The organism is Streptomyces sp. NPDC014995 (assembly GCF_043080745.1).
GTDB lineage: Bacteria > Actinomycetota > Actinomycetes > Streptomycetales > Streptomycetaceae > Streptomyces.
Genome location: NZ_JBIBVX010000006.1, coordinates 213,048 through 235,529 on the forward strand (window position 1 = coordinate 213,048; position 22,482 = coordinate 235,529).

Annotated in this window: 16 protein-coding genes and 1 pseudogene; 6 read left to right on the forward strand and 11 right to left on the reverse strand. The window is 69.7% G+C overall.

Annotated features, from left to right (window positions below; translation table 11 throughout):
• Positions 1-1,623 carry an ABC transporter substrate-binding protein gene (locus tag ACF1A1_RS14615; protein ID WP_391999893.1) on the reverse strand — a complete coding sequence of 541 codons (1,623 nt, stop codon included), beginning with the start codon at positions 1,621-1,623 and terminating at the stop codon, positions 1-3.
• Between the two features lie 556 nt (positions 1,624-2,179).
• Here ACF1A1_RS14615 and ACF1A1_RS14620 point away from each other — a divergent pair.
• Together ACF1A1_RS14620 and ACF1A1_RS14625 are read left to right on the forward strand one after the other, a co-directional pair.
• Positions 2,180-2,563, forward strand: coding sequence for a hypothetical protein (locus ACF1A1_RS14620; protein ID WP_391999894.1), 384 nt, complete (start codon positions 2,180-2,182; stop codon positions 2,561-2,563).
• 42 nt (positions 2,564-2,605) lie between these two features.
• Positions 2,606-2,875 (forward strand): annotated as a pseudogene (locus ACF1A1_RS14625) (oligopeptide/dipeptide ABC transporter ATP-binding protein); the annotation flags it as partial.
• A 364-nt stretch (positions 2,876-3,239) separates the two neighbouring features.
• Here ACF1A1_RS14625 and ACF1A1_RS14630 read toward each other — a convergent pair.
• The 7 genes from ACF1A1_RS14630 to ACF1A1_RS14660 all read right to left on the reverse strand — a co-directional run bounded on the left by ACF1A1_RS14630 (position 3,240) and on the right by ACF1A1_RS14660 (position 14,214).
• A complete protein-coding gene (locus ACF1A1_RS14630; protein WP_391999896.1) occupies positions 3,240-4,376 on the reverse strand; it encodes an ABC transporter ATP-binding protein in 1,137 nt (378 codons plus the stop codon).
• A gap of 13 nt (positions 4,377-4,389) precedes the next feature.
• Positions 4,390-5,451, reverse strand: a complete 1,062-nt coding sequence (locus ACF1A1_RS14635) for an ABC transporter ATP-binding protein (RefSeq protein ID WP_391999898.1) — start codon at positions 5,449-5,451, stop codon at positions 4,390-4,392.
• A 10-nt stretch (positions 5,452-5,461) separates the two neighbouring features.
• Positions 5,462-6,439, reverse strand: a complete 978-nt coding sequence (locus ACF1A1_RS14640; protein ID WP_391999900.1) for an ABC transporter permease — start codon at positions 6,437-6,439, stop codon at positions 5,462-5,464.
• Positions 6,440-6,543: 104 nt separating this feature from the next.
• A complete protein-coding gene (locus tag ACF1A1_RS14645; protein ID WP_391999902.1) occupies positions 6,544-8,340 on the reverse strand; it encodes an ABC transporter substrate-binding protein in 1,797 nt (598 codons plus the stop codon).
• 102 nt (positions 8,341-8,442) lie between these two features.
• Positions 8,443-9,480: an ABC transporter permease gene (locus tag ACF1A1_RS14650; protein WP_391999903.1), complete on the reverse strand. Its 1,038-nt coding sequence runs from the start codon at positions 9,478-9,480 to the stop codon at positions 8,443-8,445.
• Positions 9,481-9,910: 430 nt separating this feature from the next.
• Positions 9,911-11,818, reverse strand: a complete 1,908-nt coding sequence (gene typA, locus ACF1A1_RS14655) for a translational GTPase TypA (protein WP_391999905.1) — start codon at positions 11,816-11,818, stop codon at positions 9,911-9,913.
• Between the two features lie 209 nt (positions 11,819-12,027).
• A complete protein-coding gene (locus ACF1A1_RS14660) occupies positions 12,028-14,214 on the reverse strand; it encodes an ABC transporter family substrate-binding protein (protein ID WP_391999907.1) in 2,187 nt (728 codons plus the stop codon).
• 333 nt (positions 14,215-14,547) lie between these two features.
• On the opposite strand from ACF1A1_RS14660, the gene ACF1A1_RS14665 reads away from it, so the two are divergent.
• The 4 genes from ACF1A1_RS14665 to ACF1A1_RS14680 are packed head-to-tail and all read left to right on the forward strand — an operon-like array spanning position 14,548 to position 18,453.
• A complete protein-coding gene (locus ACF1A1_RS14665; protein ID WP_391999908.1) occupies positions 14,548-14,838 on the forward strand; it encodes a hypothetical protein in 291 nt (96 codons plus the stop codon).
• Positions 14,839-14,873: 35 nt separating this feature from the next.
• Entirely contained in the window at positions 14,874-15,707 is an 834-nt protein-coding gene (locus ACF1A1_RS14670; protein ID WP_391999909.1) for a hypothetical protein, read from the forward strand.
• A 17-nt stretch (positions 15,708-15,724) separates the two neighbouring features.
• Positions 15,725-17,689: a fumarate reductase/succinate dehydrogenase flavoprotein subunit gene (locus ACF1A1_RS14675; protein ID WP_391999910.1), complete on the forward strand. Its 1,965-nt coding sequence runs from the start codon at positions 15,725-15,727 to the stop codon at positions 17,687-17,689.
• Positions 17,686-18,453, forward strand: a complete 768-nt coding sequence (locus ACF1A1_RS14680; RefSeq protein ID WP_391999911.1) for a succinate dehydrogenase/fumarate reductase iron-sulfur subunit — start codon at positions 17,686-17,688, stop codon at positions 18,451-18,453. The genes ACF1A1_RS14675 and ACF1A1_RS14680 overlap by 4 nt, the downstream gene beginning before the upstream one ends.
• A 50-nt stretch (positions 18,454-18,503) precedes the next feature.
• On the opposite strand, the gene ACF1A1_RS14685 is transcribed toward ACF1A1_RS14680, so the two are convergent.
• The 3 genes from ACF1A1_RS14685 to ACF1A1_RS14695 form a co-directional block, all read right to left on the reverse strand.
• The gene (locus ACF1A1_RS14685) at positions 18,504-19,460 is read right to left on the reverse strand and encodes a class I SAM-dependent methyltransferase (RefSeq protein WP_391999912.1); all 957 of its coding nucleotides are present in this window, start codon (positions 19,458-19,460) and stop codon (positions 18,504-18,506) included.
• A gap of 119 nt (positions 19,461-19,579) precedes the next feature.
• Entirely contained in the window at positions 19,580-20,674 is a 1,095-nt protein-coding gene (locus tag ACF1A1_RS14690) for a phosphotransferase family protein (RefSeq protein WP_391999913.1), read from the reverse strand.
• Positions 20,675-20,795: 121 nt separating this feature from the next.
• Positions 20,796-22,043, reverse strand: coding sequence for a hypothetical protein (locus ACF1A1_RS14695; RefSeq protein WP_392000196.1), 1,248 nt, complete (start codon positions 22,041-22,043; stop codon positions 20,796-20,798).
• Between the last annotated feature and the right edge of the window lie 439 nt (positions 22,044-22,482).

Sequence of the window (22,482 nt, forward strand, 5' to 3'; positions counted from 1 at the left end):
TCAGCTGACCTTGATCTCGTTGTAGACCGGGACGGAGAACGGGTTGAGCCGCACGTCGGACAGCCGCTCGGAGTAGCCGGCGCTGCCGTTCTGGTACCAGAGCGGGATGGCGGCCATCTGGTCCCGGACGACCCTCTCGGCCTGCTGGAACTTCTCGACGGCCGCGGCGGTGTCGCTCTCGGCGTTGGCCTCGTCGACCAGCCTGTCGAACTCCTTGCTGGACCACTTGCCGTCGTTGGACGAGGCGTTCGTGTAGTAGAGCGGCTGGACGAAGTTCTGGATGAGGGGGTAGTCCATCTGCCAGCCGGCGCGGAAGGGGCCCGTCATCTTCCGGTCGGTGATCTGGCCGCGGAAGTCGGCGAAGGTGCCGACGGGGTTGCCGACGCAGGCCTTGTCCTTGCCGAGGGCGTTGTTGATGGAGTTGCAGACCGCGTCCACCCACTGTTTGTGGGAGCCGGTGTCCGCGTTGTACGTGATCTTGACCTGGCCGCCGGGCAGGCCGCCGCCCTCCTCGATGAGCCTCCTGGCCTCGGCGGGGTCGTAGACGCAGGCGTCGCCGCACAGGCCCTTCTTGTAGCCGCCCTCCGTGCCGAGCACCGGGGAGGCCCAGTCGGTGGCGGGGGTGCGGGTGTTGTGGAAGATCGTCCGGGTGATCTGCTCGCGGTTGATCGCGCGGGACAGGCCGGTGCGGACCTTCTCTGAGCCGGCCCTGTTCCATCTCTTGTCGTAGTGGGGGAAGGCGAGCGTCTGGATGATGCCGGCCGGGGTGTTGAGGTAGCGGTCGCCCAGGTCGTTCGCGACGTTTTTGAGCTGGGTGGCGGGCACGTCGTCGACGAGGTCGAGGTTGCCGGCCATCAGGTCGGTGTAGGCGGTGTTGTTGTCGGTGTAGACCTTCAGGGTCACCCCGCCGTTCGCCGCCTTGTCCGGGCCGGGGTAGTCCTCCCACGTCCTCAGCTCCATCTGGGAGCCCTTGGTGTAGGACTCGATTCTGTACGGGCCGTTGCCGACGGGTTTCCTCAGCCAGCCGGCGTGGTCGGTGAAGAAGGCCCGGGGCAGCGGGGCGAAGGCGGGATAGCCGAGGGTGTCGGGGAAGGTCGAGAACTTCTGCCTGAGCCGGACCGTGAAGGTCCGCTCGTCGACGACCCGCAGTCCGGAGAGGGTCTCGGCACTCTGCTTGCCGCCGTCGTCCGGGTGGGTCCTGGTGTAGCCCTCGATGTACTCGAAGAAGTAGGCGTTCTTCTGGTTGTTCTTCAGGCTCGCGCCGTAGTTCCAGGCGTCGACGAAGGACTTCGCCGTCACTTTCTCGCCGTTGCTGAACGTCCAGCCGTCCTTGACGGTGATCGTGAAGTTGCGCGAGTCCGAGGTCTCGATCCTCTCGGCGAGCATGTCCTCGGCCCGGCCGGTCCGCGGGTTGTACCGCTTCAGGCTCCGGAAGATCATGTCGAGGACCTTGCCGCCCTGCACCTCGTTGGTGTTGGCGGGTTCCAGCGGGTTCTGCGGGTCTCCCCAGGAGGAGCTGAGCACGGCGCCGGTGTCAGCGCCGACGCCACCTCCGCAGGCCGTCGCCGCGAGCGTCACCGCCGCCGCGCATGCGACCCGTGTGACCTGCGTGACTCCACGCATGGAGTGCCTCCTCGTGAGTGTGCCGACGCCGGGGGTGCTGTCCCTTCACCGGTCAATATCACCCCATCACGCACATGACGCACATTCAGCCCACCCGTCCGGGGGCGGACGCCATCCTGATGTACGCATTCCGGCAGGCCCACGCCCGCAGACCGGACCGGATGGCGGACGCGCCTTCCGTATCCCGCTTCGGTCATGGCAGTTCAAAGCTGGACCATGCAGCCCACCGCACCACGGTCAAACGGCAAAAGAGCAGATCAAAGCCGCAAACGGTGCATTGACGGCGGCCGGGCGGGGTTGAAAAGTCGCGCTTGGCACATCGGTTGACGTCATGCCGACGGCACGGAGTCGTCACCGTCATGGGCTCCCCCGTGCCGACGGCACAGGGATGCCACGTTTCGACGGCGCGGAGTTCCGGCCGTGCCGTCGGCACGCCGGCGGCAGGTGGGTTCGCTCCTGCTGACGGCACGTCGATCCGTCGTGCCGTCACCGGTCGCCCCACGCCGCCCCCTAGCCCCGTCCATGCCAGGCCAGGCCAGGCCAGGCCAGGAGCACCATGACCTCCCCCATGTCGTCAGCCGCCGCCTCGTTGCAGATGGCGGTGGACCCGGGTGCCGCACCCCCGACGCCCACCGCCCCGTCACCGGGGGTTACAGGCCGTTCCCCCCGGCGGATCGCCTGGCTACGCTTCCGCCGCGACCGCACGGGGGTCGTCTCGGCCTGGGTGGTGCTGTTCTTCTTCATGGTCGGCATCGCGGCCCCGCTGATCGCGAAGCTGTACGGCAAGGACCCGTACACCACCTACGGCCAGAACCAGTCGGGCCTGCTGAACGACTTCGGCGGCGAACATCGTGGTCGACGCGGTGTACGCGCTCATCGATCCACGGATCCGGCTGGCGTAGTGCGGAACCTGAAGGTGCGTCTCTGGCGCGGGCGTTGACGCTCTCGCCCAAGCCGATCGTGGCGGACGAACCGGTATCCGTCGGCGGTCCCCGAGGTCACCGCGCAGGACGCGCCGCACCGTGACCGCATCCTCCTCACCGGCGACGTCCCCTCCCCCGTCGCCCCGCCGTCCGGCTGCCGCTTGCGCACGCGCTGCTGGAAGGCGACGGAGCGGTGCGCGACGGAGACACCACCGCTGGTCGGGATCGAGGGCGACGGCACGGGTCACCTCACCGCGTGCCACCACCCGGAGGCCACCGCGGAGGAAGTCGGCTCCGGTACCGGAGTGCACGTTCGTCAGGGCGTCTGACTCCCCGTCCACTCGGGGTGCCACTCGCGCGCAGGTGGATGCGGACCGGCCGCGGCGACCGACGGCGGCTCGGCGGTGCTCGCCCGCACGGGCGCTGCGCCGCCAGGGACGTTGCCACCCAAATCGAGCACCTGGCGGACCGGCCGCCGGGACCGCGGTCGGCGCCGTGCGCCGGGCCTTGGTGCCTTTCCTCGGGATCGCCGGCGCCGGCCCGCGCCATCCGCGGCGCGTCCTGTCGCAGGGCCGTGTGGTCCGCTGACCCGCACCCGAGACGTCTGAGGGTCCCCGAGGCCCCGGGACGACGAAACACCGGAGCCGACCCGTCGTACGTACAACGGATCGGCCCCGGGAGCAGCGGCGCGCGTCAGCCCTTCTTGACCTCGGCGGCCGCGCCGGCGTTCTCCTCCAGCGCCTTCAGCGCCGGGTCCATCACCACGTCCTCGTCGCGCGCCTCGGTGGTGGGCTCCTCCGGGAAGTGGCAAGCCGTCAGGTGACCCTCACGGTTGCCGGAGAGCTGGATCAGAGGCGGCTCCTCGGAGGCGCACTTGTCCTGCGCCTTCCAGCAGCGCGTACGGAACCGGCAGCCGGACGGCGGGTGAATCGGCGAGGGCACGTCACCGGCGAGCCGGATCCGCTCCCTGTTCTCCGCCTCGTCATCGACCGCGACCTCGGGAACCGCCGAGAGCAGGGCATGGGTGTAGGGGTGGCGGGGCCGGTTGTAGATCGACTCCCGGTCGCCCACCTCGACCACCTTGCCGAGGTACATCACCGCCACGCGCTGCGAGAAGTGCCGGACCACCGCCAGGTCGTGGGCGATGAACAGGAAGGCGATGCCGAGCTCCTCCTGGACCTTCTGGAGGAGGTTCACCACCTGGGCCTGGATCGACACGTCCAGCGCGGAGACCGGTTCGTCGGCGACGATCAGCTTCGGGTTGAGCGCGAGGGCGCGGGCCACACCGATGCGCTGGCGCTGGCCGCCGGAGAACTCGTGCGGGAAGCGGTTGTAGTGCTCGGGGTTGAGGCCGACGAGCTCCAGGAGCTCACGGACCTTCTTCTCCCTGCCACCCTCCGGGTTGATCCCGTTGACCTCCATCGGCGACCTGACGATCGTGCCGACGGTTTGCCGCGGGTTCAGCGAGGAGTACGGGTCCTGGAAGATCATCTGGATCTCGGACCGGACGGGGGCCAGCTGCCTGCGCGAGGCGTGGGTGATGTCCTGGTCCCTGTAGACGATCTTCCCGCCGGTCGGCTCGAGGAGCCGGGTGATGAGCCGGCCCGTGGTCGACTTGCCGCAGCCGGACTCACCGACCAGGCCGACGCTCTCGCCGACCCCGACGGTCAGGTCGATGCCGTCCACCGCCTGCACGGCACCGACCTTCCGTTTGATCGGAAAGCCGCCGTAGATGGGAAAGTGTTTGGTCAGGCCCTCGACCGTGAGCAGCTTCTCGGCCGAGGTACCGGGGGAGCCCTGCTGTGCGGGGAGGGTGAGGTTGTCGCTCATGTCTCGGATCTCCCTAGCGCAGCCGAGGTTGGATCTTGTCGATGAAGATGGTCTGCTTCTGTTCCGCCGTCAGGTGGCACGCGGAGGCGCGACCAGCGCCGAGTGCGGGCCGCTCCCCGCTGCACCGGTTGCCGGCCACCTCGCCGGTGAAGGCGCACCGCGGGTGGAAGGGGCAGCCCGAGGGCGGGTTCAACAGGCTGGGCGGAGAGCCGGGGATGGGCATCAGCGCCTGCGCGGTGTCGCCGCCGAGCCGCGGCATCGAGCTCAGCAGTCCCCAGGTGTACGGGTGTTGGGGGGTGCGGAGCACTTCACGGACGCTGCCGCGCTCCACGGCCCGGCCCGAGTACATCACCAGCAGGTCGTCGGCCATGTCGGAGATGACGCCGAGGTCGTGGGTGATGAAGATGATCGCCGAGCCGAACTCCTGCTGGAGGTCCTTGAGCAGGTCGAGGATCTGGGCCTGGACGGTCACGTCGAGCGCGGTGGTCGGCTCGTCCGCGATCAGCAGGTCGGGGTCGCAGACCAGGGCCATGGCGATCATGGCGCGCTGGCGCATACCGCCGGAGAACTGGTGCGGGTAGTCGTCCACGCGCGTCTTCGGCTGCGGGATGCCGACCTTGGTCAGCATCTCGATCGCCCGGTCCTTCGCCTCCTTCCTGGAGGCGCCGGTGTGCTTCATGAAGGGCTCGGCGATCTGGCGGCCCACCGTGTAGTACGGCGAGAGGGCCGTCAGCGGGTCCTGGAAGATCATCGCGACCTTGTTGCCGCGGAGCTTCTCCATCTCCTTCTCGGTCGCGGTGACCAGTTCCTGGCCGTCGAGGACGATCTCCCCGTCGACGGTGGTGGTCTTGGGGTTGTGCAGGCCGAGGACGGTCAGGTTGGTGACGGACTTGCCGGAACCCGACTCGCCCACGATGCCGAGGGTCTTGCCGCGTTCGACGTCGAAGGAGAGTCCGTCGACCGCCTTCACGATGCCGTCCTCGGTGGAGAACCGCACCCGCAGGTCGCGGACCGAGAGGAAGGCCTCGGGCCCGGTCGGGGCCTTCTCACCTTCAGCCTTGGTCAGTGTGGTCACGGTATTTCTCCTAGCTGAGGCGCACGCGCGGGTCGATGAAGGCGTAGGCGAGGTCCACGAGGATGTTCAGGACGAGGATGAAGAACGCCCCGAACAGCATGACGCCCATCGTCAGCGGAAGGTCCTTGTTCACCGAGGACTCGACCGCGAGACGGCCCAGTCCGGGCAGGTCGAAGGTGTACTCCGTGACGACCGCACCCGACAGGAGCGCGCTGAGGTCCATACCGATGATGGTGACGATCGGGATGAGCGAACCGCGCCAGGCGTAGCGGAAGAAGACGTACCGCTGCCTCATTCCCTTGGCGCGCGCGGTGCGGACGTGTTCCTCCGAGAGCTGCTCGATCATGGTCGAGCGGGCCATACGCGTGTACTGGGCGGTGAAGATCGTGGCCATCACGGCCCAGGGGATCAGCAGGCCCAGGAACCAGCCGGGCAGGTCCTCGGTGAAGGGGACGTACTTGGGGTCGTCCATCCAGCCGGTGCTGTAGACGAGGATGCCGAGGACGATCGGGCCGAGGAAGTAGATCTGGAAAGAGCTGAGCACCATCGAGGCACCGCTGACCACCTTGTCGACCATCGTTCCGCGCTTCCAGGCGGCCAGCAGTCCGGAGCCGAGGCCGAGCACAAGGAAGATCACCAGGCCGCCGACGGTCAGCGACAGGGTCAGCGGGAAGCGGTCGACGATGGAGTCCCAGACGAACTCGCCGCTGTCGAAGGAGACGCCCAGGCACGGTGCGGAGCAGTGCCCCTGAGGGAAGTCACGCCCGGTCACGATGCCGGTCATGAACTCCCAGAACTGCGCTGTGATGGGCTTGTCGAGACCGAGGTTCTCCCTGATGACCGCGATGTTCTCGGGCGTGCAGTTCTTGCCGCAGGCCAGCTCGGCGAAGTCTTGGGGGATCGTATAGAACAGGAAGAACGTGAAGGCGCCGATCAGGAACATGATGACGACGGCGCCGATCAGCCTGCGGAGGAGGAACTGAAGCATGGCGGTGGATGCTCTCTTCGAAACGCGGCGGTCTGACGGGGATACCGTCCGCGGGGGTGCGCTCCGCCTGGCGCACACCCCCGCGGATCAGCCGAGCTGACGGGTTACGGCTGCTTCAGGAACAGGTCGTTGATGTCGATGTAGCTCGACTCCGTGCTGTACCGGGCACCGCCGATGTTCGAACCGTAGAGCTGGATCTGCTTCGAGTAGTAGACCGGAGCAGCCGGGTTGATCTGCTCCACGATGCGGCGGTGAGCCTCTTCCCAGGTCTTGGCGGCCTGCTCGGGCTGCTGCGTCACGGCCTTCGCGATGAGGTCGTTGACCTGCTTGTCGTTGATGTGCGAGTAGTTCGGCGAGCCGTCGGCGACCTGGTTGCCGTCGTAGACCGGGGTGATGACCGTGGACGGGGACGGCCAGTCCTGGCCCCAGCCGGTCATGTAGAGGTCGTACGGGTTCTTCAGCTTGCCGACCTGCTCGTAGAACGTGGCGCGCTCGATCTCCTTGGCCTGCACATCGAAGCCGAGCTTGCCCAGCGCGTCCTTGATGATGACCATCTGGGCCTGACCGCGCGGGGTGTTGGAGTAGGCGTAGGTGAGCTTGGTGCCCTGCTTGACACCCGCTTCCTTGATCAGCTCCTTGGCCTTCTCCAGGTCACCGTTGGGCTTCTTGAGCTTGCCGAACGGGTCGTACTTGGGGTCGTAGCCCGGCAGGGTCGGCGCCATCAGACCGCCGGCGACCTCACCGCCGTACCGGCCGCCGTCGGCCTGGACCATGGACTGGTTCGGGATCGCGTAGGTGATCGCGTCACGGACCTTCTTGTCCTTGATCCGGTCAAGGTTGAAGGACAGCTGCCACACGTAGGGCTGGTAGCCCTGGATGGTGCGCTTCTTGGTGTCCGCGTTGGTGATGACCGTGGACATCTGGGCCGGGTCCACCGAGTCCGTGAACTGGATGGCGTTCTTGGCCTCGCCCTGGTCGGCGATCAGACGCTTGGTCTGGCTCGCCTGGTCGATGGTCGAGGTGAACTGGTAGCCGTTCACGTACTGGTGACGGACCGAGTCCGTCTTCGGGTCCCACTGGTCGTTCTTGACCAGCGTCAGCGACTTGCCCGGCTTGTAGTCGGAGATCTTGTACGGGCCGAGGGCCGCCGGGGCCTTGTCGTACTTCTCCTTCGTGTCCTGCTTCGCGGGCACGATGGCGTAGCCGGCCATGGCGAGGGCCTGCGGGAGGTCCGGCTGGGCCTGCGCGAAGTGGAAGACGACGGTCTTGGCGTCCGGGGTCTCCAGGACGGTGTCCGGGAGGTGCTTGCCCTTGTACGGGCCGTCCGGCAGCGCGTCACGGTACTTCGCGCCGGAGAGCCAGGTCTGCACGTAGGTCGGACCGTCGAAGATGACCTTCGAGTACATCCGCTCGATGGTGTGGCGGACGTCGGCCGAGGTGATGGCGTTGCCGTCCTCGTCCTTGATGCCGTCCTTGAGGGTGTACGTCCAGGTCTTGCCGCCGTCGGAGGACTTGCCGGAGTCGGTCGCTATGTCGCCGACGACCGTCAGGTTGCCCTTCTCGTCCTCCTGGAAGTTCGTCAGACCGCGGTGGATCAGGTTGGCGAACTGGCCGGCGTCGCTGACGTAGATCTGACCCGGGTCCATGTGGCTCAGGTCCGACTGCATGTACACGTTGACGATGCCGCCGGACTTCGCCCCGGCCACCTCTTCGGCCGGACCCGTGGACGCCTTGACGTCACCGTAGGCGACAGGCTTCGACTGGGCGGCGGCGTCCTCCTGCGACTTGGACTCGTCCTTGGCCTTGTTACCGCTGTTGCCGGAGCAGCCGGTCAGTGCCAGCGAGCCGGCCACGACGGCCACGGCCACGGCGCGCGCGGTGCGCGTTCTGATGGGCTTCATGATGCCGATGCACCTACCTGTCGATAGTTGTCCACGAGTGCTGCCTGACGGTCCGGGAGACCCGGAACGGGGGTGGCAGCCCCCCCACCCACCAATGGACGGTTAGCGTCCGGTCTTGGGGTCGAATGCGTCCCGGACGGAGTCTCCGAGAAGGTTGAAGCAGAGCACGAAGAGCACCAGCGCCACCCCGGGGAAGACCATGAACATGGGGTCCTGCTCGTACACCTCGGAACCGACGGCGAACATACGGCCCCAGTCGGGGGTGGGCTCGACGAAGCCGACACCGACGAACGAGAGGAAGGCGATGGTCAGGATCGTGCTCGGCAGGATGTAGGTGCTCTGCACCAGGATCGGCGTGACGATGTTCGGGAGGATCTCCTTGCGCACGATGCGCCAGGGAGAGGCCCCGGACACCTTCGCCGCCTCCACGAACTCCCGTTCCCGCAGCGACAGCACCGAGCTGCGCACCAGACGGGCCAGACCCATCCAGCCGAGGACCCACATCACCAGGATGATGGCGACGGCCCGCAGATAGGTGGGCGTCTCGTCCCGCGGAGAGACGAACAGCGCGGTGACGACGGGCATGAACGCGATGAAGAACAGCTGGCTCGGGAAGGCGAGGAAGAAGTCGGTGATCCGGCCCAGCCAGTAGTCGACCCGGCCACCGAAGTAACCGCTGACCATACCGATGATGACACCGGTGACGACACTGAGCCCCGTGACGATGACCGCCATGTAGAGCGAGGTGCGCATGCCGTAGAGCAGCATGGTGAACACGTCGCGCCCCAGCTTGGGCTCGACCCCGAACCAGAAGTCACCCGACATGCCGCCGAACGAGCCCGTGGGCATGGCGAAGTCGTCGAGCAGGAACGGGTAGTCGGGCTCCTGCGCGTAGAGCGTGTAGGGGTCCTTGCCGTACAGCTTCGAGATGACCGGAGCGAGCGCGGCGACCGCGAAGAAGAAAATCACTACGCAGGCGGAGACGACTCCAGTACGGTCTCGCTTGAAGCGCTGCCACATCAGCTGGCCGGGGGAGCGGCCCTCGAGCTTCTTGGGCTCGTCGGCCTCGGCGGTCGCAGCCAGTTCGGGGTCCAAGGCGACCGACGACCCCGAGCCCTCGGCCTTGGTTGGACTGGTCATGTGTGTTCTTCCCCCGGGGGTGGAGAGTTTGAGCGCAGCACAGATACCGGCGGGTTCTGTGTTTTGTGGGAACTTTCGCCAAGTCGGTCAACGCGCGTCAAGGGTGAACGACATAGGGATCTCCCTACCGTCCATATTTTGAACAAAATTTGCAAAGATCGACACCTTGGCGCGCTTGACAGGTGAGACCGACTCTTCACGAAGCGGACATGTGTGGAGATATTTTCGGTTACCCGTCCGAAACACGATCGCTACCTCTCCGGTATCCGAACACTGCCTCACAGTCCACGGACAGCGACGTCGGCCTGATCCGGGCAGTACCCCGGATCACACCGTGAAGGCCGAGGTCAGCGGGCATACGGCACACCAAAGACCCGGCTCCCCCTCCTTGCGGGGAGCCGGGTTGCGGCAAGCGGGGGTTGAGGCTCCGTCAGCCGTGCTTGGCGCGGCTCGCGGCGCGGGCGCGCTCGCGGGCGTCCAGGTTCACCTTGCGGATGCGAACCGCCTCCGGGGTGACCTCCACGCACTCGTCGTCGCGGCAGAACTCCAGCGACTGCTCCAGCGACAGCTTGCGCGGCGGCACGATCGACTCGGACACGTCGGCCGTCGAGGACCGCATGTTGGTGAGCTTCTTCTCCTTGGTGATGTTGACGTCCATGTCGTCGGAGCGGGAGTTCTCGCCGACGATCATGCCCTCGTACACCTCGGTGCCCGGCTCCACGAAGAGCACGCCGCGCTCCTGAAGGTTCGTCATCGCGAAGGCGGTGACGGCACCGGCGCGGTCGGCGACCAGCGAGCCGTTGTTCCGGGTCTGCAGGGTGCCGAACCAGGGCTCGTGGCCCTCGTGGATGGAGTGGGCGATGCCCGTGCCGCGGGTCTGGGTGAGGAACTCGGTCCGGAACCCGATCAGGCCGCGGGACGGCACCACGAACTCCATGCGGACCCAGCCCGAGCCGTGGTTGGACATGTTGTCCATCCGGCCCTTGCGGACGCCCATCAACTGCGTGACCGCGCCCATGTGCTCCTCGGGCACGTCGATCGTCATGCGCTCGACCGGCTCGTAGACCTTGCCGTCGACGTCCTTGGTGACGACCTGCGGCTTGCCGACGGTCAGCTCGTAGCCCTCGCGGCGCATGGTCTCGACGAGGATGGCCAGCGCCAGCTCGCCACGGCCCTGGACCTCCCAGGCGTCGGGGCGGTCGGTCTCGAGGACCCGGAGGCTGACGTTACCGATCAGCTCGCGGTCGAGGCGGTCCTTGACCTGGCGGGCGGTGACCTTGCGGTCCTTGACGGCGGCCTTCGCGTCGGCGCCCTTGCCGGTGCCGCCGCGGCCGACCAGCGGCGAGGTGTTGGTGCCGATGGTCATGGAGATCGCGGGCTCGTCGACCGTGATCAGCGGCAGCGGGACCGGGTTCTCGGTGTCCGCGAGCGTCTCGCCGATCATGATGTCGGGGATGCCGGCGACGGCGCAGATGTCACCGGGGCCCGCCTTCTCGGCCGGCCCCCGGGTGAGCGCCTCGGTCATCATCAGCTCGGAGATGCGCACGTTGGCGACCGACCCGTCGCGCTTCATCCAGGCCACGGTCTGGCCCTTCTTCAGCTCGCCCTGGTGGACGCGGAGCAGCGCGATACGGCCGAGGAAGTTGTCGGCGTCCAGGTTGGTGACGTGGGCCTGGAGCGGGGCGGCCTCGTCGTAGGTCGGGGCGGGGATGTGCTCGAGGATGGTGGAGAAGAACGGCTCCAGGCTGGTGGAGTCGGTCGGTACGGTCCCGTCCTCGGGCTTGGTCAGGGAGGCGATCCCGTCCCGCCCGCACGCGTAGACGATCGGGAACTCGATCTGCTCCTCGTCGGCGTCCAGGTCGAGGAAGAGGTCGTACGTCTCGTTGACGACCTCGTCGATGCGGGCGTCCGGACGGTCGGTCTTGTTGATGCACAGGATGATCGGCAGCCGGGCCTGGAGCGCCTTGCGCAGCACGAACCGGGTCTGCGGCAGCGGGCCCTCGGAGGCGTCGACGAGCAGGACGACACCGTCGACCATCGACAGACCGCGCTCGACCTCGCCGCCGAAGTCGGCGTGGCCCGGGGTGTCGATGATGTTGATGGTGATCGGGTCCCCGCCATCCTTCGGGTGGTACTTCACCGCGGTGTTCTTGGCGAGGATCGTGATGCCCTTCTCACGCTCCAGGTCGTTCGAGTCCATCATGCGGTCGTCGACGGAGTCGAGCTGGTGGGCGGCGAAGGCACCGGCCTGCTTCAGCATGCCGTCGACGATGGTCGTCTTGCCGTGGTCGACGTGGGCGACGATGGCTACGTTGCGAATGTCGTGGCGCGTGGCCATAAAGCGGCGTTCTCCCGGAGTGTGAGGACCGGCCCTGCTGCGTACATCTGTGTTACGCGGGCCCTGCCGGGCTTGACACGCCACGGCCTCACCCCATGGTACGTGGCCCCGCGAGGGACGGCCCCCACAGGGCCACGAGGCTCACGTCCCCACGCCTGTCACCTCGCACGTCACCGCACTTCCCGGAGGGGTTCCCGACGTGTTCCTCGTCACTTCTCGGACGGGCTCGCCGAGATCCTCGCGCCCTTCTTCAGGAAGCCCATGTCCTCGTAGACCGGGGTCTGGAACCCGAAGGCACCCGCGTTGACCACGTTCTTCTTCGCGGCCGTGAGCTGCGGGCGCTGGTAGAGGGGAATCGATCCGGCAGCCGCCCAGATCCGGGCGTCGGCCTTGCGCAGCAGGGACCGTTCCTCCTCCTCGTCCAGGGTCGAGATCGCCTGGTCGAACAGCTGGTCGACCTGGTCGGTGCCGACCCGGGTGTAGTTCTGCTCGACGCTCAGCGACCCGTCGGCGGCCGGGACCGGCTTGGCGTAGATCGGCCGGGCGTCGGTGGCCGGGAAGGCGGAGGCGGGCCAGGAGTAGAGGGCCAGGTCGTACTCGCCGGAGGCGATGTGGTCCTTGAAGTAGCTCTCGTCGGAGACCTTGGTGAGCTCGGTGCGGATGCCGACCGTGTCCAGCATCCGCGCGATCCGCCCGGCGACCGCGTGCAGCGGCTCCGAGCCGGCGCCGGTCGGCAGCACGAACCGCAGGGTGAGCGCCTTGCCGTCCTTGGCCAGCGCCCCGCGTGCGGCGCCGGCCGGGGCGGCGGTGCCCCGGGGGGCGTAGGCGCCGGGCGCGCCGTTCCGGTTGACGGACTGCTTGCCGTCCTGGGCGAGCTGCCTGCCGTGGTCGTCGTCATCCCGGTCCGACCGGCCGGGCGCCTTGTCGTCCTCGCCGACGATGTACGTGCCGTCGTCGCCGCCCTCGGACGCGTCCTCGCCGCCCGTGTCGCTCCCGGACTTCTCGCCCCGGGACCCGGCCGCCTTCTCCGCCTTCTCCGCCTCCTTGACCGGGCCGCCGGGAACCCATCCGGCGTCCGCGAGCAGCGCCTGCGCCTCCTTCGTGTCCTGTCCGCCGAGCGCCCCGCTGTTGTCGGCGTAGACCTCCTGCCCGGACAGGGCGAGGTGGCTGCCGACGGGCACCGCGGGCAGGCCCAGCGGCTCGAGCACCGCCTCGACCAGTTCCTCGCGGTCCAGCGCCCGGGCCACCGCCCGGCGCACCCGCTCGTCGGCGAGCGGACCGTCGGCGCCGTTCAGGGCGAGCTGCGTGTAGGCCGGCTCCAGCGACTTGCGCACCTCGTAGTCCCGCAGCGCCTTCTGCTGGCGTTCCCACGTCGCGATCGCCTGGCGCAGCTTCCTGCGGGCGTGCAGCTCGTCGTCGGCCGCCTCCTCGTCGGATCCGTAGGCGAGGGCCCAGGAGCGCAGCGCCTTGGCGGCGGTGCGGCCGCCGCCGGGACCGGCCAGCGGTCCGGCACCGCCCTGGGCGGCGCCGTCGATGCGCTGGGCGGCGGCCGGGTCGATCTCGGCCAGGTCGATCTGCCCGGCGGCGAGCGCGGCGGCCCGCTGGTCGCGCTTCACGGCCGTCAGGACGATCTCGGAGAGCTTGGCGGGCCGCCCCCACCAGCGCGGGTTGGGGGTGAGCCGGATCCGGCCGTTCTCCCGGTCGACCGAGGTCAGGGCGAACGGCCCGGCGGTGACCTTCAGCTTGCGCCGCGCCCCGTCGTTGAAGGAGTCGGGCGTGCCCATGACGTCCTTCGGGTACAGCGGGGAGAACAGCGACTGCCAGTCGGCGTAGGAGCGGGCGAAGGTGACCCGGACCTCGAGGTCGTTCGCGCCGCGCTCGATCTTCGCGATGCGGTCGTAGCCGGCGTTGCGGGCGGTCCAGTAGGCGCTGTCCTTGCCGGACAGGGCGCGCCACTGGGCGGCGAAGTCGGCGGCGCCGATCTCGCGGCCGTCGCTCCACACGGCCTGCTGGTTGAGCTTGTACAGGACGACCTGCCGGGGCTCGGTCTCGACGACCTCGGCGGACTCCAGGTAGTCGGGATTGCGCGCGGGCCGCCCGTTCGCGTCGAGCCGGTACATCGACGGCAGGACGGCCTGGGCGACCCGGGTGGTGGCGGCGTCGGCGTCGGACTGGAAGGTGTTGAAGGTCTCCGGGACGGCGTCCACCGCCCAGCGCAGGGTGCCGCCCTCGGCGACCTGGGCGCGGGCGGCCGGGGCGATGTCCTGGGCGGCCAGCGGCTTGCCGGCCTGGTCCTCGGCTCCGCAGGCGGCCAGGGAGGGGACCGCGAGAGCTCCCGCGGTGAGGTAGGCGACCGAGCGCATGACCGCGCGCAGTCCGACGCCGTCGTGGGACATCTCAGGTACCTCCGGGGAGCCGCTTCCGTCACTGACGCGGGTGCCTTATGTTCACATTTGGCGGTATTTTGGAGCTGATCTGATCTACGGCCCACTGAAGAGGAAAGGGTTCGCCTGCCGGGGGCGACACGGCGGCGGGAGCGCGTAAGCCCACCCGTGCGGAGTAACGCACGCCCCCGGCGCACACAGAGCGCGTTCGGGCGTGCACCGGAGGCGTGCGATCGGCCAATCGCTGCACACGCCTTCACATCCACGGGTGTGACGCGCAACACTCGCAGGCGCATGGAGCGTCGCCGTCCAGGGCCGTGGGGCCCGCGGAAGTGAGGTCACGTCATGTCCGTGCAAGACGATCTGGCAACGGTCCAGCGCTGTCTCGACGACCTGGCGCGGTCCGTGTGCCGCCTGGAGCAGCAGCTCGGCAGCGCCGGACTCGAGATGCGCCGGGTGCGCACCGACACCGCCCATCTGCGCGAGAGCGTCGCGCTGCTGCGCGAGGCGGCCGCCACGTCCGCCTCGCCCAAGCGCCCCGAACTCGTCACCATCCCCGACACCCCCTACGACGACTCCCTGTGGATCGACACGGACGACGAGGGACTCGGCGCCCGTGACCGCCGTGCCCCCTGAACCGCCCGGAGTCCCGAGCCGACCGGAGTCGTGAATTGGCCACTGGTACGGAACCGCCCGCCACCGAACCCCATCCGCCCCGCGGCGTGCGCACCGCCACTCGCGCCGCGATCACCGCGCCCCATCTGCGCACCGACCGCTGGTGGCTGGCCCCCGCGGCGACCGCCGCCGGGCTGCTCGCCTTCGTCGTGTACTCGACCTGGCGGGCCTTCGCCGACGCGGACTACTACGCGGCGCCCTATGTCTCGCCGTTCTACTCGCCCTGCCTGGCCGAGCGCTGCGAGCCCATGCGCGCCGGCCCGAACTGGGAGATCTTCGGCGGCTGGTGGGGCATCTCCCCCGCGATCATCATCCTGATCTTCCCGCTCGGCTTCCGCCTGACCTGCTACTACTACCGCAAGGCCTACTACCGGGGCTTCTGGGCGTCCCCGCCGGCCTGCGCGGTGGCCGAGCCGCACAAGAAGTACACCGGCGAGACCCGCTTCCCGCTGATCCTCCAGAACGTCCACCGGTACTTCTTCTACGCGGCGATCCCGGTCGCCGGGATCCTGACCTACGACACCGTGCTCGCCTTCCGCGACGAGCACTACGAGTGGGGCCACATGGGCCTCGGCACCCTCGTCTTCCTGGTCAACATCGTGTTGATCTGGGCGTACACGCTCTCCTGCCACTCCTGCCGGCACATCGTCGGCGGAAAGCTCAGGCACTTCTCCCGGCATCCCGTGCGCTACCGGATGTGGCAGTGGGCCGGAAAGCTGAACGCCCGGCACATGCAGCTCGCCTGGGCGTCGCTGGTGAGCGTGGCGCTCGCCGACTTCTACGTCTACCTGGTCGCGTCCGGCGCCTTCGACGATCCGCGCTTCTTCTAGATGAGTGGGGCCTTGTGATGTCCGTGGTCGACCGGCAGGAGTGGGACGTCGTCGTGGTCGGGGCCGGTGGGGCCGGCCTGCGGGCGGCCATCGAGGCGCGCGAGCGGGGCGCCCGTACGGCCGTGATCTGCAAGTCGCTGTTCGGCAAGGCGCACACGGTGATGGCCGAGGGCGGCATCGCGGCGGCGATGGCCAACGCCAACGAGCACGACAACTGGCAGGTGCACTTCCGCGACACCATGCGCGGCGGCAAGTTCCTCAACCAGTGGCGGATGGCCGAGCTGCACGCGCAGGAGGCCCCGGACCGGGTGTGGGAGCTGGAGACCTGGGGCGCCCTGTTCGACCGCACCAAGGACGGCCGGATCTCCCAGCGCAACTTCGGCGGCCACGAGTACCCGCGCCTCGCGCACGTCGGCGACCGCACGGGCCTGGAGCTGATCCGCACCCTCCAGCAGAAGATCGTCGCGCTCCAGCAGGAGGACCACCGCGAGACCGGGGACTACGAGTCCCGGCTGAAGGTGTTCCAGGAGTGCACGGTCACCCGGATCCTGAGGACCGCGCCCGACAGCGGCTCCCCCACGGGGGCGGCCCGCGTCTCGGGGGTCTTCGCCTACGACCGCGAGACCGGCCGTTTCTTCGTCCTGGAGGCCCCCGCCGTCGTGATCGCGACCGGCGGCATCGGCAAGTCCTTCAAGGTGACGTCGAACTCGTGGGAGTACACGGGCGACGGCCACGCGCTCGCCCTGCTCGCCGGGGCGCCCCTGCTGAACATGGAGTTCGTGCAGTTCCACCCGACGGGCATGGTCTGGCCGCCGTCGGTCAAGGGCATCCTCGTCACCGAGTCCGTGCGCGGCGACGGCGGGGTGCTCAGGAACTCCGAGGGCAAGCGGTTCATGTTCGACTACATCCCCGACGTCTTCAAGGAGAAGTACGCCGAGTCCGAGGACGAGGCCGACCGCTGGTACGACGCCCCGGACGACAACCGGCGTCCACCGGAGCTGCTGCCGCGCGATGAGGTCGCCCGCGCCATCAACGCCGAGGTGAAGGCGGGCCGCGGCTCCCCGCACGGCGGCGTCTTCCTCGACGTGTCGACGCGGATGCCCGCCGAGGTCATCAAGCGCCGGCTGCCCTCGATGTACCACCAGTTCAAGGAGCTGGCGGACGTCGACATCACGGCGGAGGCGATGGAGGTCGGGCCGACCTGCCACTACGTGATGGGCGGCATCGCCGTCGACTCCGACACGGCCGCCGCGCGCGGGGTGCCGGGGCTGTACGCGGCCGGCGAGGTGGCCGGCGGCATGCACGGCTCCAACCGGCTCGGCGGCAACTCCCTCTCCGACCTGCTGGTGTTCGGCCGCCGGGCGGGCTGGCACGCCGCCGAGTACGCGGCGGCGCTCGGCGCCCGGCCGGCCGTCGACGACACCGAGGTCGACACGGCCGCCGCCGAGGCGCTGCGCCCCTTCTCGGCGGAGAGCGAGAGCGGGGAACCGGCCGGGGCGCCGGCGGAGAACCCGTACACCCTGCACCAGGAACTCCAGCAGACCATGAACGACCTGGTCGGCATCATCCGCCGCGAGGGCGAGATGATCCAGGCCCTGAAGAAGCTCGCGGAGCTGCGCGTACGGGCCCGGCGGGCCGGGGTGGAGGGCCACCGCCAGTTCAACCCCGGCTGGCACCTCGCCCTGGACCTGCGGAACATGCTGCTGGTCAGCGAGTGCGTGGCGCGGGCCGCGCTGGAGCGCTGCGAGTCGCGCGGCGGCCACACCCGCGAGGACCACCCGGCGATGGACCGCGGCTGGCGCAACGTCAACCTGCTGTGCCGGCTGGCCGACCCCACGGGCGGGCTGGCGGCGACCGACCCGCTCCACGGCCAGATCACCCTCAGCCGCGAGACCACCGAGCCCATCCGCCCCGACCTGCTCGCCCTCTTCGAGAAGGAGGAGCTGGTCAAGTACCTCGCCGAAGAGGAGCTGTACGAGTGAGCAGCTACGAGGCCCGCTTCAAGGTGTGGCGGGGTGACGTGCAGGGCGGCGGCCTGGAGGACTACCGGGTCGAGGTCAACGACGGCGAGGTCGTCCTGGACATCATCCACCGCCTCCAGGCCACCCAGGCCCCCGACCTCGCCGTCCGCTGGAACTGCAAGGCGGGCAAGTGCGGTTCGTGCTCGGCGGAGATCAACGGGCGGCCCCGGCTGATGTGCATGACCCGTATGTCGGTGTTCGGCCGGGACGAGACGATCACCGTCACGCCCCTGCGCGCCTTCCCGGTCATCCGCGACCTGGTCACGGACGTCGGCTTCAACTACGAGAAGGCCCGGGAGATCCCGTCGTTCGTACCGCCCGCGGGGGTGGGGCCGGGCGAGTACCGCATGTTCCAGGAGGACGTGGACCGGCCGCAGGAGTTCCGCAAGTGCATCGAGTGCTTCCTGTGCCAGGACACCTGCCATGTGGTCCGCGACCACGAGGAGAACAAGCGGTCCTTCGCCGGCCCCCGCTTCCTGATGCGGGTCGCGGAGCTGGACATGCACCCGCTGGACGCGGCGGAGGAGACCGGCCTGGACCGCAAGGCCACGGCCCAGGACGAGCACGGCCTCGGCTACTGCAACATCACCAAGTGCTGCACGGAGGTCTGCCCCGAGGGCATCAAGATCACGGACAATGCGCTGATCCCCTTGAAGGAGCGGGCCGTGGACCGCAAGTACGACCCGCTCGTCTGGCTCGGGAACAAGATCCGGCGACGCGCCTGAGACACCCCGGGCGGCCACCGCCGACACCTCGAGCGGTCTCCGCCCGTGCCTCAGGCGGTCTCCGCCCGCAGGTACCCGGAATGCGCCACCCGGCCGAGGAAGGTCAGCCGCGTGTCCGTGGCCATGTGCTTGTCGAACGCCTCCTCGATGCCGGGCCACTTGGGGTGCCCGAAGTCGTCCAGGACGACGATCCCGCCGGGCGCGACGATCCTCTCGGCCCACTCCAGGTCGGCCGCGACACCGGCGGCGGAGTGGTCGCCGTCGACGATGATCACGCCGTAGGAGCGGTCGGAGACCAGGGCACGGACCTCGGGGTCCTCGGAGAAGCCCTGCTGGATCCGGGCCGCGGCACCGGCCGGCCCCGCCAGGGACAGGTTGGTGCGCACCGCGGCGCCCCGCACGGGGGTGCCGGACGCGTCGTCGCCCATGGTGGTGCCGGGCTGCAACTGCGTGCCCGCGAGCGGATCGACGATCGTCAGGCGCGGGTCGCGTCCCGCGCGCTCCATCATCCGGATCAGGGCCGCGCCGAACATCCCGTACAGGGTGCCGATCTCCAGGATCTCGTCGTTCGGCGGGTCGAGCAGCGGTACGGCCGACAGCTTGCCGACGATGTTCATGGTGCCGCCGGCGATCCGGCCGACCCCGAGCGCCTCCATCGCGATGAGCAGCCGGAACGCCTGGGCGACGGTGCGCTCGGCGCCGTCTCTGTCACCGGTCACCGCGGCCAGCTCGGCGATCGCGCGGTCGAGGTGGGAGGCGGACGGCAGCCGGGACACGCCGCGCCCGGTCCCGTCGAAGAACAGCTCCAGCGGGCGCTGGCGGTCGCGCAGCCTCTTCAGCTCCCGCTGCGCCGCGTCGGACGAGAGGCTTCCGGCGGCGATCCCTCCGGCGTTCGCGGCGGAGGTGGCGAGGATGCGGCGGACCTGGCGTTCGATGCGCTGGTCGATGAGTTCGGCCACCGGGCGCAGGGCGCGACGGACGGCTTTACTGGTGAGTGGCGATCGCATCAGTGGGTGACCCTCACAGGGATAGGAGATGTGGACGCTAGGACGCCCACAGCCCCCTGCACAACCAACGCGGGTGTCCGCGGAGGGGAAGCGCACATGACGTCCGGGCGACGGGACGCTTACCTCCCAGGTGCCGGAGCGGGTGCGTGTCCCGGCGCCTGCGGCGGGCGTCCGATCAGCTCCAGGGCCCTGCGCAGGTTGTGCTCGGCGATCGCCCGCATCGGCCCCGGCTCCGGGAAGTCGCCGTCGAGCAGCCGCAGCGGACCCGCGACGAGGCTCAGACGCATGGCGAGTCGGTAGAGGCGCAGCCGGTCCTCGTCGAGACCCGGGACGCGCAGGGCGTCGTACGCCTCGTGGAAGCGCAGTTCGAGGAAGACGTGCTCCCACTCGACGTCGAAGTACATCAGGCCCTCGATGTCGATGAGCGCGGGGCGGCCGTCGGCGTCCAGCAGGACGTGGTCGGGCCCCAGTTCGCCGTGGATGAGGGCGTGCCGGGAGCGGGGCCGGACCGCCGCGCCCATCTCCTGTACGGCGGCCTCCAACTCCTCCCGCGCGTCGGCGATCCGCGCGTCCCGTACGACGGTGGCGGCGATGTCGCGCAGGGCGCCGTCGATGACGCGCTGCTCGCAGGAACGGTCGGACGGCACACCGCCGTTGTCGACCAGCGCGACCTTGCCGAAGGCCGGGCCCCGGTGCGCGTGCAGGGCGGTGAGCTGTTCGGCGAGTTGTTCCAGGGAGGCTCGTCCCGCGTCCGGGTCCCGCTTCAGGGCCGCTTCCAGGCTGCCGCCCGTGAGGTCCTCGACGACCGCCGTCTCCGCCGGGAGGTGGGTGTGTGTGTCGTCGGCGTACAGCAGGCGGGGCGTACGGACGCCGACGGCGGTCAGGCGGTCGTGCGCGGCCGTGAACAGGCCGAGGCCGGTGCCGTGGGAGAAGGGGTCACGGAGGTCGGAGGGGCCGGCGTCCCAGTAGTCCTCGTCCGCCGACCAGACGTAGGCGACGGCGGTCGTGTCGTCGTCGAAGTGGAGCCGGTAGACGCCCTTCTTGCTGCCGCCGCGCAGCCGGACGACGGCCGCGAGGGCGCGGTGGGGGCCGGCCGCGGCGCGGACGAGGGGGGCGAGGGCGTCACGGGTGAGGGCGGTGCGGGGGGCAGGGATCCGGTGGGGAGGGGTGCGGTGGGCAGGGGTGCGGTGGGGAGGTACGGGCGTGGCGGTCATGCGCCGGATGGTCGCACCGCCTCCCGTCGGGCGCAGGCGGTTTTCCGGCGCGGGCGCGCGGCCCTGGGGGCTGTGGTCAAACTCCCGTCGTCGCCCGGAGGCGGGAGTTTGACGACGGCCCCTAGCGGACCCAGTCCTTCCGGTACGCCGTCCAGTCCTCCTCCTTCGCCGCGAAGTCGACGTACAGCGCCACGCCGAAGTTGGCGCGGTCGGCGTCCGTGCGGGACAGGCCGAGGCGGACGCCGCGGACGGCGGCGGGGACGGTCTCGGCGTGCTCCCAGTGACCGAACCCCTTCTCGTGGTAGAAGGGCAGGCCCATCAGCAGGTCGGTGGTCCTCGGGGTGATCTCCAGGGCGAGCGAGGTCTGCTGGGCGACATAGCCGCCGTAGGTGCTCTCCAGCGGCTGCATGGTGTCGTACGACATGAGGGCGATCTGGTCGACGCGGCGGGCGACCTGGCCGAAGAACTCCTGCGACCACCACTTCGGGTGCCCTGTGACGGCGCCCCGGAAGGAGTGGAGGCCCGGGATCGGGTCGATCTGGTGGGCGGCGACGGAGAGCGGGGCGTCCTGGGCGGCGGTGACGCGGTGCAGGGCGTCGAGGAGGGTGAGGTAGTTCCGGTCGTCGGAGTGCAGGGGCTCCAGGTCGAAGTGGGCGCCCTCGAAGCCGGCGGCGAGGATCTCGCGGGTCGACCGCACCACGGCGGCCCGCGTCTCCTCGCGCTCCAGCCGCATGCCGCGGGAGCCCTCGCTGGCGAGCACGTCACCGAGCCAGGCCTGGATTCTGATCCCGGGCATCTCGCGGTGCACGGCGTCGATGAACCAAGGGGCGTTGGCGTAGGCGGACTCGGGGAGCGTGCCGTCGTGCTCCAGGGGACCGGCGTGGACGTACAGATCACGGATGCCAGTGCCCTCCAGCCGGGCGGCCAGGGCACTGACGTCCGCGTCCTTCTTACGCCCGTCGACCCAGGCGTGCCCGAGCCAGATGGCGTCCTTGCCGCGGGTGCGGGCACTGTCGGCCGGGTCACCCATGTAGTTCACGCGCAGGGCGGTGAGGGCGGCGAGCAGAGGGAGGAGAACGACCAGAACAAGGCCGAGGAGAACCCGCCGAACCCAACGCCGCCGACCCCGCCGGGGGCGGGGACTCCCCGGTTCCTCGGCCCCACCGCCGCCCCCGTCACCCTTCCCACCGCCACCACCGGCACGGGTTCCGTGCCCGGACGCGGCCGCCCCGGCCGGGGGATCCCCAGCGTCGGCGACCGCGGGCACGGGGTCCTTCTCCGTTCCCGGCGCGGGCGCGGGATGCGGGTCCGGCTCGGGTATGGGGTCCGGGGCGGGCCCGGGTCTGGAATCCGGGGCGGGCCCGGGTATGTGGTCCGGGGCCGGGGCGGGCGCGGGCGCCGGGTCCGGCTCGGGCGCGGGCCCGGGCTCTGCGTTCGACTCGGACACGGACGCGGACTCGGGCTCGGACACGGACACGGACGCGGACGTGTGCGCTGGTTCCGGGTCGAGCCCAGACCCCGGCTCCGGCTCCGGCTCCGGCTCCGGCTCCGGCTCCGGCTCCGGCTCCGGCTCCGGAACAGGATCGGGCTCCGGCGCGAGCTCGGGATCCGGAACAGGCTCGGGCGCGAGCCCCAGCGTGGGCTCAGGCGCCGTCGGCTCGGCCAGCGGCTCGGGCGAAGACCCCGGCGCGTGGTCGGGCGACGCCTCCGCCGCCTTGCCCGGGGCCACGTCCGCTCCCCCGGCCGGCCCCGCATCCGCATCCGTATCCGTACCCCTGTCCATATCCGTCCCGGGCCCCGGCACCGCA